The organism is Microbacterium sp. SCPM-O-B-15248 (M128) (genome assembly GCF_058214835.1).
Window position 1 is genome coordinate 370,304 of the sequence record NZ_JBYQLI010000002.1, and the last position, 16,119, is coordinate 386,422.

The following is a 16,119-nucleotide window of genomic DNA, read 5'->3' on the forward strand; positions in this document are numbered from 1 at the left end:
GCAGACCCGTGTTGTTCGGAAACTTGGTGATGTCGTGGTTGCGGTAGTCGGGAAGATCGGCCTGCAGGCCTCGCAACCGTTCGCGAACCCACTCTCGATCGGGCTGGTTCTCGTTCGCGGCCTCGAAAACAGACTCCAGCCCTTCCAGATCTTCATTGTTACGGTACGACAGCCGAAGTGATTGTTATGCACGTTTCTGCTTCGTGCCGCTGCCGAGAAGCCAAATCCCGAGCGAGGTTGATTCGACTGCAACGCGGAGCGGGGCGTAGTGAGCCAACATCGGGAGCTCCTTTGCGACCTCGATGAATCGGCACACCATGCGGATCGAGTCCACACCAACGCTCAGACAGCTCCGCACCTGGAAGCTCAGAGGGTTGTACGGTGTGAGGTCGTCCGCAGCCGCCAGCTTGCTGCCTGCAGCGGGCAACGTGCGGGCCGCTTCGAGATACGACTCGAGGGCTTGCAGACGGGCGCCGACGTCCTTGAGGAGGACGTTCGCGACTTCGATATGCGAATCGGCCTCACGAGTGTCGAGCAGTCGCGAATCATGGGGGAACGAGGAGGCAGGGACGGCAGGCGTCACGCGTGGTGCTCACTGGAACGTGGTCGAGCTGTCGCCATGTCACGAGTCTGACACGGCTCCAGAGCACGCGCTCTATCTTCGCTACGGTGCAGTAATGGGACGGCGACGTAGCTCATGGATCGCACGCTCGATGTGGGCATCCGGGGGCGGAGCGGTCGGGGTGTCCGCGACCACACTGCTTATCAGGGGCTCCGATCCGAACTGGGTAGAGGCAGCAGGTACATGGGTCGGGGGGATATCCACAGTCCTCGCATTGTTGTGGGCCGTGCAGACATTCCGCGCTGACCAAGCGTCGCGCGACGCTGAGATTCAGCGCCGCGAGCAGGAGCACGTCGCAGCGATTGAGGCTCGTGAAGTGATGATCCGTTCGGTTGCCAAGAAGGTCGTCTTGGAGCTACGGGGCGGTGGCGGATATGGGAATTTCCCTAATCAAGTGATGACCAGCCTTCACCTACGCATTCACAACGATTCGGATCAGCGGGTGAGCATCTACGACATAAAACTCGACTCACTCTTGCGTCTGAAGAGACCTCTTTCCTTCCCTGTGCGCGTGCAACCAGGCGAGACTTGGCACAGTTTGGTCGAAATCGAAGAGGTGCCAGCACAACCGGACGAACTGAGCGATCAACCGGTACCCCGATACTCGGGGTCCGTTACCTATCTAATTGATGGCCGAGAGTGGCGTCACGAAGTATCGGGTGACATCCGACGTGTTGATGGCTAGCCTGCGGGCGATGCGGCGGGCCTTGACGACAATAGTGCAATGACGCAAAGTAGGAAGCGTTGATGAATATCCGACGGACATACTCTCAGAATGGTCGCGACGCGTGAATGCGGAGCGCCGACCCCAGTTGGGCGAGCGTCGGCTGCGCCTTGTCGCCGCTCTTGATGAACGGCGCCCTGAGCTGGCCAACGCGTATGAATCCGCACTCGCGCTTATTGAGTCAAAACCGGAATGGATGGGTGAGCGCACACGAGTCTCCCTGATATCTCACGCGATGCGAGAGGTGATGAATCGCGTGCTCGGCGCTATGGGGCGCCCGACGACACCGGTGTTCAAGCCGACGTCGTCGGATCAGATCAAGAAGCTTCCGGAGCTTCTGGTACGCCATCCCGAGCTCGACCTTGAACGTGAAGGCGATAGCCAGGTAGCCGTGCCCGCTGAGGTCGCCTCAGCGATGGCGAAGCTCTTCAAAGCGGCGGTGCACGAGAAACGTCGAGTTCGTGGCGACGTCGCTGCCCTGCTCACCGACGACGGCAACGACGGCCATGCCGCCGTGGAGCGATGGGTCGAGGCAAAAGCATTCTTCGTGAAGTGGGCGCATTTGCATGATCATGAAATCGATCCCGCATCGCTGCCTAGCGATCACGAAATGCTTGCGAACATCGCCATCTTCGAGGAGCTGTTCGATGGTGTGATCACGGCCTTCTTTGCTAGGAAACATGCCGTCCAAGACTTGCTCGCCGAGATCAATGCCACGGAGGGCTCAGCTGATGAATAAGTACAAGGCGCCGACACCAGAAATGGTCGAATCAGCTCTCCTCAAGATACCTACCGTGCAACTTCGGCAGGTCTTCTTCGAGGGCTTGAAGAATCCCCTTTGGGTGCGTCCCCTTCTCGAAGCGGGCGCATTCTCGAGCCCGCCTGAGCCGCATCCAACGAGCGACGGATACATCTACGACCCGTACTGGCCGGAGATTTCGTATCTCACGTGCATTTCCTCGGAGGTTCCGGCCGACGTCGTCGATGTGTTCCTCACCCTCGAAAAGAGCTCAAACCCGTGGGTCAGGCGCGCCGTGTTCGAGATTGGCTCACGTATACCTGCGGATGAGGCCGTGCGGCTCATTCCGCTCCTCAGGAAATGGCAGGCGTCCGGATTTGGCTGGCGCACCGACTCTCACGATCTCGTCGCGTTCGCTGTCACGCTGCTTGAAGGGGGTCACCGCAAAGAAGGGCGATGGCTCGCCAATACGCTCTTCGAGCCACGCCGAGCTGATAGCGCCGATGGACCCCACAAGCCTGTAGTTGGCCTCGACGACTATTGGTATGCCGACGCACTGCCGAAGATCGTGCCGGCGCTCGGTGCTGACGCGTTGAAGGCACTCATCGGGTGGCTACTCAGCTATGTGGCCATCAACGGCCACGCGTCCGGCGCGCATGACTTCAGCGCGATGGACCGACCCTCGATTGCGGAGCCGCGAAGCGGTTACGACCGACCCGAGGACGCACTCATCGATGCCGCCCGCGACCAGGGCATGATCTCCGCGAGCCGCGAGCCCGACGAGACGATCGAGCTGTTCCTAAAACCAAGGGTCAAGCTACTTCGCAAGATCGCCATCTACGTCGTCCGCGAGTGCATGCACCGTGAAGTAGACAGTGGCGGTGACGCTCACCGATTTGTGGCGGCGGCACGTCGCCTCCTGAGCGAGCCCGAGTCTGATGATGAGTACTTGCGGGTCGAGTACGCACACCTCGCGCGCGTTGCGACGCAGATCGACTACTCAGTGAGTTCGGTCTTCACGCCGTTTCTTGAACAGGCTTACCGTGCCGACCTGGCATGGATGCGCGAGCGGCTTGTGCCCGAAGGCGCGGATCCTGGACAGGCAGAAGCGGAGATCCAGGACAAGGCCGATCGCTACCGGCACGGTTGGCTCGCTGCCATCGGCCACGACGCGCTCCCTCCTGAGCTGCAACAAGAGCTAGCCAAGTTGGACGCGACTCACGGCGAAATCGAGAAGCCACTGGAGCCACTTGGGCAGGTGACGACCTGGACCGGCCCTAACCCCCACACAAGCCAAGAGGAAATGGCAGAGATGGCGCCGCTGGAACTTGTCGCCTGTCTCGCGGGCTGGCACGATACGGACGGCCGGTGGGGGCCCAATCCTTCTCACGAGGGTCAAGGGCGAGCACTTGCGGCGCTGCTCGCAACGTACCCTATGGCCTTTCACGGGGTTCCTGCGCTTGGCGAGAAGCTGCGCCCGACCTACCTTCGCGCAATTCTGCAAGGTTGGGATGCCGCGCTCAAGGCTGATCTGGAACTCGACTGGCGACAAGTCGCTGAACTCATTGAGTTCGTCCTCGGGCATGATCTGGAGTCCACCCTGCCAGCCGAGGGCGATGACTTTGATGACGACAAAGACTTCCGCGGTGCCAAGGACGCCGCCGTTGACCTGCTGAAGCAGCTAGTGAAGCCACGCGAAACCCCGGCGATGAACGACGCGTACGCCGAGCGCTTCGCCGGTTTGCTCATCCGAGACGCCGACGATGAATCAGCGTGGTCTGAGTACGACGCGTACATCCCTAGCGACGGCGGCTCGGATCCGCTCACCATGTCTCTCAACTGGCAGTGGCCCAGTCGGATTCGCGCCCTCGCCGTCGCGGCCACACACCCCGAGGACACCCCGTGGAAACAGCAGGCGCTGGTCGCGCTGGACAAAGAGCTCGCCAGGGTCGATCGCCATGGTGCCGGACGCGCAGCCATCGGGGAGAAACTTGGGCGACTTTACCTCCACGCGCGCCCTTGGCTCGACACTCGCCTGCAGCTGCTCGTGGGCACGCAATCAGAGATCTCCACCGACCAGCAGGTGGTGCTAACCACGGCGATGGCAACGCACAAATACCATCCCGACCTATACGACCTCCTTGACGACGCCATGCAAGCGACCCTCCAGGTGGGTGATTCGCTGCGCGCCGGCTGGAGCGGTGAAAGTGAGCCGCTACCGCGAATCGGCGAATGGCTAATAGACGCCGTGATCTTCGGGCACCGCACGACGCAAGACCAGCTGTTCCAAGCGTTCTTCTCGGAAATGAGTCCGAAGACTCGCGCCGAAGCTCTCGGCAAAGTGGCCTGGTCTTTCTCGCGCGCAACGTACGTGGACGATGAGATACGTGACCGATTCGGGCGCCTGTGGGATGAGCGGATCGCGCACGCTCAGGCGCACCCAGATGAGAGCCAAGAACTCGAGGGCATCTTCTGGCTCGCCAAGGGGCAAGCATTCTCGTCCGATTGGTGGCTGCCGCGACTGCGAGCGGCTCTCGAGCTCGAACCCAGCATCGCGACCGAACGGTACATGATCTCTAAGGAGTTGGCCGAGTCATCGAAGGACAACCCCGCGACTGCGCTCGCCGTGCTGAAGCTTCTTCTCCACCAACGCAGTAGGGGAAGTCGCGTGTACTACGACATGAGCCGCCACGCGGTTCCCGTCGTGATCGCGAACGCGATCACGAGTGGAGATGCCGACCTCGCTGCGGACGCGGACGCTTTCATGAACGAGCTTGGCGCGCGCGGGCTTCAGACGTTGGAGGACGAGGTGCGAGCTGTCATCGACGGCGTGGTGACCATCGACGACGTTGATGAGTGATCTCCGTTGCCGCCGTCCGCCTCGGGCGAGACGGTCCCACCCGCTTTGAGAAGATCGGGTCGGATCATGGCGGGGTCGGACGTGTCACCTTCTTGCCCGCATCGCGCGCGTAGATCGCTGCCGCCTGCTCAGAGGTAACCTCGCCGCGCGCCCACATTGGAATGACTGTGGCCGCAACGCCAGCTGACTTCGTCGCCGCCGTGCTGCCGTCGCTGCTCATTAGCCCATCCTTGGCAATCGCCGCGATCTGCCACTCGTCCGGGCGAAGAAGAACGCCCAGCCGAGCATGGGCCTCCATCGATGCCACCATCGCATCTGCGCTCGCGTTTGGGCCGGCGCCGCGCATTCCCTTCGAGATCACCTGGGGAATGACATCGGCCAACTCCTCACGCCGTCGTTGAGCAGCCGCACTCTTCGCCTCGGATCGACGTATGAGGAACGGCGCCAGCAACGTTCCAGCCAGCGTTCCCAGCGTCGCGAGTACGCCGACGGTGATCGTGCTGATTAGCCCAAGGCGCGCGGCCTCTAACGCGGCCTCCGCCGCGGTCAGTTCCTCGGTGCTCATCGGTCGAATGGTATCGCGGCCGCGGTACGTCCTTCGAAGAACCGGACAGACGCGCAGCATAGACACCGTGTACCCGCAGACGTTGAGTCGATCCAGCGGCTGCCGACTTTTGACCGGTCGATGCGAGTACGACATCACACGATCACGTGTCCGGGGTTGTCGACGGAGTCGTCTCGGTGACGTAGCTATCAAGCCGTTGGAAGAACGTCAGCGAATCCCATGTCTGCATCAACAGGCTGTTCTCCGAATTGGTCGTGACGTCAAGGGCCGGAGCCAGTCGCATGATTCCGTTGGCAGCTGATCGCGGGGCCTCGAGCAGCGCGCGTGCGATTTCGTCCGCATCCGCGCACACGAGCATCTCAAGTTCTCCCACGGAGATGATGGCCACCGGAACGTCGGCCACCGGAAGCTCTTCCTGCAGGAAAGGGTTGTTGTTGATGTAGAAAGGTTCAAGTGTGATAACAAGGCCCACGCGCGGCTTCTCGACATCTATTTCGGGGTTCGAGGCGGCAATCTTGTCGATGTCGGCATTCGAACGGTTAACTTGATTGATGCCCTTATGGATGCTCTCCTCGATAGACCGCATCCAGTCATCGCCGCCGACACGAAGCGACTCAATCGGTTGCCGAGCCTTGCACTCGATGAGCACAAGAACCCCGGGTAGGTCAAGAAACCAGTCACAGGAATCACGTCGAGAAGTTTTTGGCCCATATGCCACCTCGGGAATGACGGATGCGGGGACCCCTATCTGTCGAAGTTGCCTACCGACGTAGTGCTGATAGATATGGCCGAGGTCGCGTGAGAACGCGTTCCCGTAGGCGCGTAGGCCCACGAAGTAGATCGACGGGGGAAGAGCCTTCATCAGGATTGCTTGCACCCACGGCGCTACCGTTGTGCCTGCCTCTATCTCGATGAAGGGTTTGTCCTGGAGAGGATTGAACGCGTACTTCTTCTGAGGAGACGGGAGCGGGTCTTGCCACTTTCGATTCTCTTCCTTGAACGCTTTCGGCGTGGTCACGAGATACTCATTAAACGTCCGCCGCACAGCATCTAGGTCGATCACCTCACCGAGCTCAGCGAAATGCGCACCCTCTAACCAGCGGAGATCGAATATGCCACTGTTCATCCTGGCCCCGACGAAGATCAAAAACACCGAAGCGACGTAGTCGTCGATCGACATGCCACTGGTGATTTCCTCAAACCAGCCGGGAACCATGGCCTCTGGGGCGAAGTCTGGGGGCTGCTCGCCTGCCGACCCGAAGAGGAGGATAGATCGCGCCACCTCAGCAGGCGCATGGCGTTGCCCCGGAAACTGTTCGAAGAAGATGCGAGTGAGCACCTTCGAAAGCCGCTCGCTCTCGTCCTTGACGTCCCCGGTGACCATCGCCTCGTCGCCGAGGTTCGCATCCATCATCCCGAGATAGGCAGCGTTCTCCGGGGTTGCGACGGGTCGTTGAAATCCGCCCCACGCGAGCGCGGTTCGCGCAACACTGGCAAGGTTCCACGGGTTTAGCCCGTACCTGGCCGCTACTTCCGGCATCTCGTCTCGGGCGTCTGCAGCACTAAGGCTCGCCAAAACCAACAGGAGGCTGTCACGGTCGCGTCTCCGAACCGCAGTCTTGAATTGCTCCCATGTCGGAGGCGTACGCTTCTTAGCGGGGCCGCGGCTGTGCGTGCTCATCCGCTGATACTTCTCTCTTCACGGTCACCTGTGCAACAACTTCGTCTAACCTCCTGGCAGTCCCTCTGACACAGACTGGCCGCTCTTGGCGCGCGTTCGTCTTCGCCGCGAAGTGAGTGACCGCAGGTCAGTCCTGTTCCCATTCGTGCCTGCCCCTGACTCTCACGCCATTAGCGCGTAGGTACTTGGTCACCGTGGTACCCGACGTCCCGAGGGCTTGACCCACCCTGTCGAGCGACAATCCAGACTCATATAGCTGCTGCATGCGGGTCAAGTCCGCTTCACTGAAGCGCTTTTCTCGTGCTGAAAGCCCCGAGTTCCGAATATGCTTGCTCACCGTCGAGCGGCTACAACGGAAGTGACTGGCGAGCTCTGTAGTGTTCTTGCCTGCTTTGAATAGCTGAACGAGTTCCTCAATCTGCTGAGGCGCGAGACGTCGTTGCTGTTGACAGATGTGGTCAACTACTTCATAATCTACGAACGGTGGCACCGTAGATGTTGAGTTCGCATTCACAATCTCCAAGCGCGTGAGCTCCTGAAGTACCGTCGACCATTTTCCACCGTCAACGGCTGATAGGACCTCCACTTCGCCGGTCACCGGCCGCCTCCGTGGCCGCTCGGCCCACCGTGACGGATCTGGCCATCCAGCCGGCTCACCGCCGGTGGCCGACCGTTGCCGCGGAGTCCGGCCGACCTCCCGCAACAGCGCAAGGGCCCGCCACCGACGGTGACGGGCCCCCGCCGGAAGCGCGCTTCTAGCGGCTGACCGTGGTGCAGGAGATCTCGGTGCCCGCGACGATGACGGTTCCCGAGAAGTCCACCGCTTCACAGGCCTGGTAGGCCTCGGTGGCCACGCCGATGACGGAGGCCACCGAGACGATCACGACGATCGCGACGATGGTCAGCAGGGCACCGACGATGATCGCCGCGACCGCGAAGCCGTTCTTGTACCCGGCCTTGCGGCTCTGGACGAGCGCGACGATGCCGAGGATCAGTCCGATGACGTTGAAGAAGATCGCCACGACGAGGGCGACGATGCCGAGAGTCTTGCCGGGGACGGACGCGGGAGCGGCGGCCGGTGGCGGCGGGGGTGCTGTGGTCATGATGACTCCAGATCAGAGGTGGCGACGTTTCAGGCCCGAGCGTAGCGTTTTCGTGCCTTTTCTGAACAGAAGCTGAGCGTCTTCTCTGTCCGGGCTGTGAGGGATTCCCCCGTAGGCTCGGGGCGATGATGGAGTGGGCGAACCGGTGGCAGGTCCCTTTCTTCGTCGCGGGTATCCTCCTCGGCGCAACGCTCGGTCTTCTCGCCCCCCGGAGCGCACCGATCGCCGAGGCACTCGTGGCACCCGCCCTCATCGCGCTGCTGTACGCGACATTCCTCGCGGTCCCGTTCGTCGACGTCGCCCGCGGCCTTCGCGATCTCCGCTTCCTCTCTGCGGCCGTGGTGCTGAACTTCGTCCTCCTTCCGGCGGTGGTCTTCGGCCTGTCCCGGCTCGTCGCGCACGACCACGCACTCCTCGTGGGTGTGCTCCCGGTGCTTCTGACTCCGTGCATCGACTACGTCATCGTCTTCACGCGCATGGCCGGAGGTGCGGCGTCGAAACTCCTTGCGGTATCGCCCCTGCTGATGCTCCTGCAGATCGCGCTCCTCCCCATATTCCTGGCGATGATGGCGGGCCCCGACGTTCTCGGCACCCTTCGGGTGGGACCGTTCGTGCGGGCGTTCCTGCTGTTCATCGCGCTCCCTCTCGGCCTCGCGGTCTGCACGCAGCTCCTGGCCCGCCGATCCGTCTTCGCCCGGGGCGTGGAGAGGACGATGGATGCCGGCATGGTGCCGATCATGACGGTCACCCTCGCCGTCATCGTCGCGGCGCAGGTCGAGACGGTTCGCGCTCATGCGTCCGACCTCGTGGGGCTGGTGCCGATCTACGTGACGTTCCTCGTGATCGCGTGCGCCCTCGGTCTGCTCGTCGCGCGCGTCTGGCGTCACGACGTGGCCTCCACGCGGGGTCTGATGTTCTCCGGGGCGACGCGGAACTCGCTCGTCATCCTGCCGATCGCACTGGCCCTCCCCGCGCCGCTCGCGCCTGCGGCCGCGGCCGTCGTCACGCAGACGCTCGTGGAGCTGGTCGGGATGGTCGTGTTGGTCACTTCGATCAGGCATCTCGAGCGCCGTGGTGGTTGATCGCTGCGCTTGCCGTCGGAGAGAACCCGCGGCCTTCAGCGTGCACCGGACCTGGCCGACTACTGTTTCCGGTGATGATCAAGGCGGTGAAATTTCGACGCGCCCGGCGCGCAGAACTTCCTGCCGTCGGCCTTGCGCTCATGATCGTCGTGGTCGTCGGAATCCTGGTCTTGGGCTCGGGCGTGATGTTCCGCGGCGACAACCAGAGAGCGCTGAGGATAGATGCACCGTCCCTGACTTTCACCTCCCCGGACGACGTACGGCTCCGCGTTCACAACGAGGGCGGCCAGCTCCGCTGGACCGTGACGAATCATGCGGGGACGGTCGTCGACTCAGGAACGGACGACGAAGTTCCATCCACCGACATCGTTCCTCGGATAGTGGACACGGGCTACTACGCATTCGAGATCAACAACGGTCACGATAAAGTCTCCGCGCACTTTTTGGTGTCGGGCCGAGCCCCTGGCACACCCTCTCCGTTCTTCGCTGTCGCCACGCACTGGGGCAAGCAGACATACGTGGAATCAACCTGGCCGCTCACACCGACCATCCCGTTGGTCACCGAACTCGGCATCAATGAGATCCGCGACGAGACCACCTGGACCAGCGTCGAGCGCGTCGCCGGGGAGTACTCCGTCCCAGATTTCGCCGAGAATTTGTCGGACGCCGCCCAAGCGAACGATCTGCACATGATGTTCGTAGCCAGCTACGGCAATCCGCGCGCCTACGGCGGGGATATGAGCGGTCCGATGTCGCCTCCGACAACGGCAGAAGGTAAAGACGCTTTCGTCAAATACATCAATACCGTCCTCGATGCGAACCCGACGGTCGACAAGGTCGAAGTGTGGAACGAGTTCAATCGACCGCGGCGCAACACCAGCGGCTGCCAATCGGGCGCTTGCTATGCCGACCTCGTGAAGGCTGTGTGGCAGGGAGTCAAGCCTGAGCATCCGTCGGTGAAGATCGTCGCGGGGAACACCGCAGGTATCCCGATGACCTGGTTCGCCGACTTCATCGACGCCGGCGGTCTCGCCTACGCCGACGTCATCTCGACGCACGGATATGCAGCGAACATCGACGACCTCCGCAAGGGCATCGGCGGGTTGGACAGGCTCATCCGTCAACACAATGCCGGCAAATCCAAGCCGATCATCGTCAGCGAGGTCGGGCTGACGAACACAACCGTGAGCCCGCCTCTGGGTAACGTGAGCCGCGTTCTCAACGCGGAACAAGCGGGAGCGGGATTGGTCAAGATATACGCGACGATGAAGTCGATCCCCGCCGTCGCGCAGACGGTCTGGTATGCGGCACTCGATGACGGAACGGATCCCCGGGAGCCAGAGGCGAACTTCGGTCTTTACCGTCAGCCGACCGCAGGCGTCAGCGCGTATCAGCCCAAACCCGCGGCGGCCGCGATGAGCTTCTTCATCCGCCATCTCGACGGATACAGATTCTCGTCCGCGGCCTCAGTCGGTGCGGACGTCTCCGAGATGACCTTCACAAATGAAGCCGGTGGCACGCGTCGACTGATGTGGAAGAACGCACCGTTCGCGGACAACGACACCGCGACACAGGATGTCCCCATCACCACGGCGACGGACCACCGCACGATCGTGCGTTCCTATACGGGTGATGTCCTCGCCGAATTGGGGCCGGGCACATCGAACATCGCCGTCGGCATCGAACCGGTCTATGTCGAGGAAGTGACCGCGCCGAGGTGAAAAGCGGGTCTCATTTCACCGGCGCCGCCCTCGCGTGCCGCTCCGCGTGCGCGAGGTACGTCTCGGCGTTCCGCAGAATCCCCTCCCGCTCCTCGGCGGTCAGCGCGCGCCGCACCTTCGCTGGCACACCCGCGACCAGGGAACCCTCCGGAATGACCGAGCCCTCGAGTACCACCGCTCCCCCGGCGACGAGGCATCCGGCGCCGATCTCGGCGCCCGACAACACCACACTCCCCATCCCGATGAGGCTGCCGTCGCCGATCGTGCACCCGTGGACGACGGCATTGTGCCCCACCGACACGTCGGCGCCGATGGTGACGGGGCGTCCGCGGTCGACGTGGACCGACACGTTGTCCTGCAGATTGCTCCGCGGACCGAGCACGATCGCGGCACTGTCCCCGCGAACGACGGCGTTGTACCAGACGCTCGATCCCTCGCGCAGTGTCACTTCTCCCACGACCCGGGCACCGGATGCCACGAACGCGGTCTCGTGGACCGTCGGGGCGGCGTCGGGGAGAGCGAGGACCGTGGCATCCGAGGCGATCGTCATGCTGTGACACTACCGCCAGGTAAGGCGAGGATTGCCTCGCCACCAGGGATTTAGCCGAGCCTCATCTTGCTTGCGGAATGTTCGCGTGTGAGTAGCGTTGCTGTCAACACGACTTCCGCAGAACCCGAGGAGATCTCATGAGCACCGTTCAGACGCCCGCCGCCACCACCGTCGACTCGACCATGGCCTCCAGCACCGCGCAGTTCCTGTCCCCGATCGTCCTCGGCCTCGAGGCCCTCGTCGTCAACGGCAAGCAGGCCCACTGGCACGTCCGCGGCTCGAACTTCATCGGCGTGCACGAGCTGCTCGACACGGTCGTCGCTCACGCGCAGGACTGGGCCGACCTCGCCGCCGAGCGGATCGTCGCCCTGGGTCTGCCGATCGACGCGCGCCTCTCCACCGTCGCCGCCAAGGCGAAGCAGACCGCCGTCCCCGCCGGTTTCGCGCAGTCCGACGTGGTCATCCAGGCCGTCATCGCCGACATCGACGCCGTCCTCGTCGACATCCAGACCGCCATCGACGGCCTCGACGAGACGGACCTCTCGAGCCAGGACGTCGCGATCGAGATCAAGCGCGGCCTCGACAAGGACCGCTGGTTCCTCTTCGCACACCTCGCGGCCTGAGTTCTTTTTGAAAGGGGGCGGTGCTTCGGCACCGCCCCCTTTCGCCGTTCCGCGGCGTGAGGAGTCAATTTCTGTCGCCTGAGTCGCCCGGAGGCGACAGAAATCGACCCCTCACGCGCCGGCGGGTCAGGGCGCGTGCGTGACGCGACCCGCGAGGAGCGTCGTGCGCACCGGCATCGCGCGGAGGCCCGCCTCGTCGGCCGCGCGAGGGTCGGCGTCGACGATCACGAGGTCAGCTGATGCGCCGGGGGCGATCTCCGCCGGCGCCGTCGAACCGCCGACCGTGGATGCCGCGATCGCGGTGTCGATGTCGATCCGCTCGTGCGGCTGCCAGGCGTCGCGCCCATCGCGGGTACGGAAGACCGCCGAGGCGATCGCGGCCCACGGGTCGAGCGGCGACACCGGAGCATCGGAGCCGAAGCGGAGATTGGCCCCGCTGTCGGCGAGGGCCCGCAGCGGGTAGGCCTGAGCGGACTGCTCGGCCCAGATGGCATCCGTCATGTCCCGATCGTCGAGCGCGTGCTCGGGTTGGACGCTCGCCGCGACCCCCAGCCGGGCGAAGCGCGGGATGTCCGCGTGCGCGACCAACTGCGCGTGCTCGATCGTGCCGACGGCACCGGTGCGGGCGTAGGCGTCGAGGGCGTGGGCGTTGGCGAGGTCGCCGATCGCGTGGATCGCACATTCCAGGCCCGCGGCCGTCGCGCGGGTCATGAGATCGACGAGTTCATCGGGAGGGATCGTGAGAAGCCCGTGGTTGTGCACGTCGCCCGGGTAGTGGTGCGCGCACGCCGCGGTGCGCGTGCCGAGCGATCCGTCGGTGATCGCCTTGAGCGGGCCCACGCGCACGAGGTCGTGCGCCGCACCGCGCACGGGGTCGCCCGTGCGCAGGCCTTCCGCGATGGCCCGGTCGAGATGCTCCGGATACGTGCCGTACGACACGCGCAGCGCGTCGAACCCCCGCGCCGCCCGGCGCTGCCAGGCTTCGTCGTTCCACGTCATGTCGAGATCGACGAGCCCCACGACCCCCCGCGCGGCGGCAGCCCGCGCCATCCGCTCGACGGCCCGGTCGGCGATCTCGGGGTCGACGGCGTTGATCCGCCGGGAGATCTCGAAGGCATCTTCTTCACGGAGCATTCCGGATGCCGGGGGCTCGAAGCCCTCGCGACGAAACGCGGCCGAGTTGAGCCACACGCTGTGAACGTCGGCGTTGACGAGGTACGTCGGAACCTCGCCGGTGGTGGCATCCAAGAGCTCGAGGGTCGGAACGTCGTCCCAGAGCCCGTCGCGGAAGCCCACCCCCACGCGCCGCCCGTCCACGGCGGGGACGCGCCCCATGACTCCGGCGGCCCCCCGTGCCGACGTGGTGTCGCCCAGGGCGATGCGGTCTGCCGACAGCGCCCACTGCAGGACGTGGACGTGGTGGTCCCACAGCCCCGGGAGGAGCCAGCCGCCCGCCCCCTCGACGACATGCCCGCGCGGACGAAGGTTGCCGGTGGGAGCGATGTCGACGATGCGTCCGCCGAGGATGACGAGATCGACGGGCTCATCGGGCGTCGGCAGGAACTCCCGGCCCGGGCCCGCGACGCGCACGGCGCGGAGGAACCCCGCGGTCTCGCCGATCATGCGCGCGGACGCGCGTCGGCGGCGCGGCGCATCTCGGCGGCGAGTTCCGGATTGGCATACGGTGCCCGGCCGAGACCGTCGATGATCGTGTCCACGACCTCGGCGGACCGGTTCTGGCTGAGCTTGCGCTTGGCCGTCACGCGCGTCGGGGTCAGGCGGAAACCGACGGTGCCGCGCTCCAGGCGCTCCACGAACCCGGCGTCGTTCGGCGCGCGGTAGAGGCCCCGCGCGTCGTCGCCATCGCCCTCGAAGCGCGCGACCAGCCGATCGAGGATGCGCAGGTTCTCATCGGGCGAGAGAAGCTCCGGGATGCCACTCAAGTGGGCCGAGACGAAGTTCCACGTCGGCACCGCCGCCACATCGCCGTACCACTGCGGGGACACGTAGCCATGAGGGCCCTGGACCACGACGAGAAGTTCGTTCTCGCCGAGACCGAGGATCACGTCGTCCGGCTTGCCGACGTGGCCGACGATCGTCAGATCGTCACGGTCCTCGTCGAGCAGGACGGCGTAGTGAGACGCCACCAGCCCATCCGCACCGGAGGAGACGAGGGTGACCCACGGATGGCGGTCGATGAGACGCCGGATCTCACCGACGTCGGTCATCACGAAGCTCGGATTCTGACGCACCGGATCAGCCTAGAACGCTCACGCCTGGCAGCTCGGGCACCAGTACAGCTTGCGTCCCGCCGCCTCTTCCATCAGTACCGTCGTGCCGCACACCCGGCACGGCAGGCCGGCACGGTGGTACACCCAGTGGCGGTCGTCGCGACGCGCCATCGCGCGACGGTACGCCTCGGGATCGAGGTCGTCCATCGTCATCATCTGGCCGGTCTCGACGCCGATCGCCAAGAGCCGCACCCAGTCGTGCCAGATCTCGCGCACCGTGTCTTCGGGAACGTCACGGCCCGGGGTGTGGGGGTTCTGGCGTGCGCGGAAGAGGATCTCGGCGCGGTACACGTTGCCGATGCCGCTGACGACCGCCTGGTCCATCAGGAGCAGGCCGATCGCGGTGGGCTTGCGGCGCACCGTCGCGACGAACCGCTCTTCCCCTTCGGCGAGGTCGTCGACGAGCGGGTCGGGGCCGAGCTTGGCGATCGTCGCGGCGACCTCGTCGGGCGTCTGCAGCGCGCACGTCGTCGGTCCGCGCAGGTCGGCGCACGTCGCCTCGGTCAGCAAGCGCAGACGCACCGCGCCCACGACCGGCGGCGGCCACTCGGTCTGCTCCTCGAGCCCCGTGGTCTGCTCCGACATGCGCACGCGGGTGCGGCGCGGAGCACCGATCGAGGTGAGGGAGTTCTCGCCGGCGGCATCCAGGATCGGCGTGTCGAGGAGTGTGCCGCGCTGATTGGTCTGGCCCATGCGACCGTTGGCCGCCGCGATCGTCGCGTCGACCGCGACCTCGCCGGAGAAGTCCCACGCTCCGTACATGCCGAGGTGAACGCGCAACCACACGTCGCCGTCGAAACGCAGGAACATCTGCTTGCCGACCGCGCGGACCTCGAGGGCCTCGCGGCCGTCGATGACCGAGGCGCCCTCGACGAAGCGGCCCTGCGGGCTGGATGCCGCCACCGTGCGGCCCACGATGTTGCGATCGAACTGACGCGCGATGCGGTGGACGGAATGCCCTTCGGGCATCAGCCTGCCTCGGGGTCGAAGGAGTCGCTCGCGTCGAGGACGTCGGGCGTCGCACGCCCCTCGCGCGGGTCGGGCAGCAGAATGCCGTCCTGCTCGAAGGCGGCGAGTTGTGCGATTCGGCGCGCGTGGCGCTCTTCGCCCGAGAACGGCGTTGCGATGAAGCGGTCGATGAAGGAGACGGCCTCATCGAACGTGTGTTGACGGGCGCCGATCGCAATCACGTTCGCGTCGTTGTGTTCGCGCGCGAGCTCGGCCGTCGCGATGCTCCAGACGAGCGCGGCTCGCACACCCGGCACCTTGTTCGCCGCGATCTGCTCGCCGTTGCCGGAGCCGCCGAACACCACGCCCAGAGTCTCGACGCCGTCGGCGTGGTCGCGCACGACCGCTTGAGCGGCGCGGATGCAGAAGGCCGGGTAGTCGTCGAGCGGGTCGTACTCGATCGGTCCGTGATCGACGACCTCGTGGCCCTGCGAGGCCAAGTGGTGCTGCAGCTGGGTGGAGAACTCGAGACCGGCGTGATCGGTGCCGATGTGAATGCGCATGCGCTCATCTTATTGAGAGCTTCGGACACCCCGGCCGCACACGACGA

At 64.5% G+C, this 16,119-nt stretch carries 15 protein-coding genes; 6 read left to right on the forward strand and 9 right to left on the reverse strand.

What is annotated here, in order from left to right:
• Positions 1-184: 184 nt before the first annotated feature.
• Entirely contained in the window at positions 185-583 is a 399-nt protein-coding gene (locus AC3E6M_RS04435) for a hypothetical protein (protein ID WP_490529157.1), read from the reverse strand.
• A 160-nt stretch (positions 584-743) separates the two neighbouring features.
• On the opposite strand from AC3E6M_RS04435, the gene AC3E6M_RS04440 reads away from it, so the two are divergent.
• The 3 genes from AC3E6M_RS04440 (at position 744) to AC3E6M_RS04450 (ending at position 4,945) form a co-directional block, all read left to right on the forward strand.
• A complete protein-coding gene (locus tag AC3E6M_RS04440; RefSeq protein WP_490529158.1) occupies positions 744-1,307 on the forward strand; it encodes a hypothetical protein in 564 nt (187 codons plus the stop codon).
• Positions 1,308-1,410: 103 nt separating this feature from the next.
• Entirely contained in the window at positions 1,411-2,085 is a 675-nt protein-coding gene (locus AC3E6M_RS04445; protein WP_490529159.1) for a hypothetical protein, read from the forward strand.
• The gene (locus AC3E6M_RS04450) at positions 2,078-4,945 is read left to right on the forward strand and encodes a hypothetical protein (protein ID WP_490529160.1); all 2,868 of its coding nucleotides are present in this window, start codon (positions 2,078-2,080) and stop codon (positions 4,943-4,945) included. The genes AC3E6M_RS04445 and AC3E6M_RS04450 overlap by 8 nt, the downstream gene beginning before the upstream one ends.
• Positions 4,946-5,009: 64 nt before the next feature.
• Here AC3E6M_RS04450 and AC3E6M_RS04455 read toward each other — a convergent pair whose 3' ends face one another.
• The 3 genes from AC3E6M_RS04455 to AC3E6M_RS04465 all read right to left on the reverse strand — a co-directional run bounded on the left by AC3E6M_RS04455 (position 5,010) and on the right by AC3E6M_RS04465 (position 8,294).
• Positions 5,010-5,510, reverse strand: a complete 501-nt coding sequence (locus AC3E6M_RS04455; protein ID WP_490529161.1) for a hypothetical protein — start codon at positions 5,508-5,510, stop codon at positions 5,010-5,012.
• Positions 5,511-5,652: 142 nt separating this feature from the next.
• The gene (locus AC3E6M_RS04460; RefSeq protein WP_490529163.1) at positions 5,653-7,191 is read right to left on the reverse strand and encodes a hypothetical protein; all 1,539 of its coding nucleotides are present in this window, start codon (positions 7,189-7,191) and stop codon (positions 5,653-5,655) included.
• Positions 7,192-7,946: 755 nt separating this feature from the next.
• On the reverse strand, positions 7,947-8,294 hold the full coding sequence (locus AC3E6M_RS04465; RefSeq protein WP_138172348.1) for a DUF4190 domain-containing protein: 348 nt from the start codon (positions 8,292-8,294) through the stop codon (positions 7,947-7,949).
• Positions 8,295-8,419: 125 nt separating this feature from the next.
• Between AC3E6M_RS04465 and AC3E6M_RS04470 the strand changes: the two genes are divergently transcribed.
• Together AC3E6M_RS04470 and AC3E6M_RS04475 are read left to right on the forward strand one after the other, a co-directional pair.
• A complete protein-coding gene (locus AC3E6M_RS04470) occupies positions 8,420-9,376 on the forward strand; it encodes an arsenic resistance protein (protein WP_490529164.1) in 957 nt (318 codons plus the stop codon).
• 74 nt (positions 9,377-9,450) lie between these two features.
• The gene (locus AC3E6M_RS04475; protein ID WP_490529165.1) at positions 9,451-11,097 is read left to right on the forward strand and encodes a glycoside hydrolase 5 family protein; all 1,647 of its coding nucleotides are present in this window, start codon (positions 9,451-9,453) and stop codon (positions 11,095-11,097) included.
• A gap of 10 nt (positions 11,098-11,107) precedes the next feature.
• Here the strand turns inward: AC3E6M_RS04475 and AC3E6M_RS04480 are convergent, their stop codons facing one another.
• Complete coding sequence (locus AC3E6M_RS04480; RefSeq protein ID WP_490529166.1) at positions 11,108-11,647, reverse strand: gamma carbonic anhydrase family protein; 540 nt, start codon at positions 11,645-11,647, stop codon at positions 11,108-11,110.
• 137 nt (positions 11,648-11,784) lie between these two features.
• On the opposite strand from AC3E6M_RS04480, the gene AC3E6M_RS04485 reads away from it, so the two are divergent.
• Positions 11,785-12,270, forward strand: a complete 486-nt coding sequence (locus AC3E6M_RS04485) for a Dps family protein (RefSeq protein ID WP_138172353.1) — start codon at positions 11,785-11,787, stop codon at positions 12,268-12,270.
• Positions 12,271-12,396: 126 nt separating this feature from the next.
• On the opposite strand, the gene AC3E6M_RS04490 is transcribed toward AC3E6M_RS04485, so the two are convergent.
• Genes AC3E6M_RS04490 through AC3E6M_RS04505 form a run of 4 tightly spaced genes read right to left on the reverse strand, consistent with a single transcriptional unit; the run spans position 12,397 to position 16,072 of the window.
• Positions 12,397-13,893 carry an amidohydrolase gene (locus AC3E6M_RS04490; RefSeq protein WP_490529167.1) on the reverse strand — a complete coding sequence of 499 codons (1,497 nt, stop codon included), beginning with the start codon at positions 13,891-13,893 and terminating at the stop codon, positions 12,397-12,399.
• A complete protein-coding gene (locus AC3E6M_RS04495) occupies positions 13,890-14,522 on the reverse strand; it encodes an FMN-binding negative transcriptional regulator (RefSeq protein WP_490529168.1) in 633 nt (210 codons plus the stop codon). Before AC3E6M_RS04495 ends, AC3E6M_RS04490 begins: the two co-directional genes overlap by 4 nt.
• Positions 14,523-14,540: 18 nt before the next feature.
• The gene (locus AC3E6M_RS04500) at positions 14,541-15,530 is read right to left on the reverse strand and encodes an Fpg/Nei family DNA glycosylase (protein ID WP_490529170.1); all 990 of its coding nucleotides are present in this window, start codon (positions 15,528-15,530) and stop codon (positions 14,541-14,543) included.
• Complete coding sequence (locus tag AC3E6M_RS04505) at positions 15,530-16,072, reverse strand: ribose-5-phosphate isomerase (RefSeq protein ID WP_138172356.1); 543 nt, start codon at positions 16,070-16,072, stop codon at positions 15,530-15,532. The genes AC3E6M_RS04500 and AC3E6M_RS04505 overlap by 1 nt, the downstream gene beginning before the upstream one ends.
• Positions 16,073-16,119 lie beyond the last annotated feature (47 nt).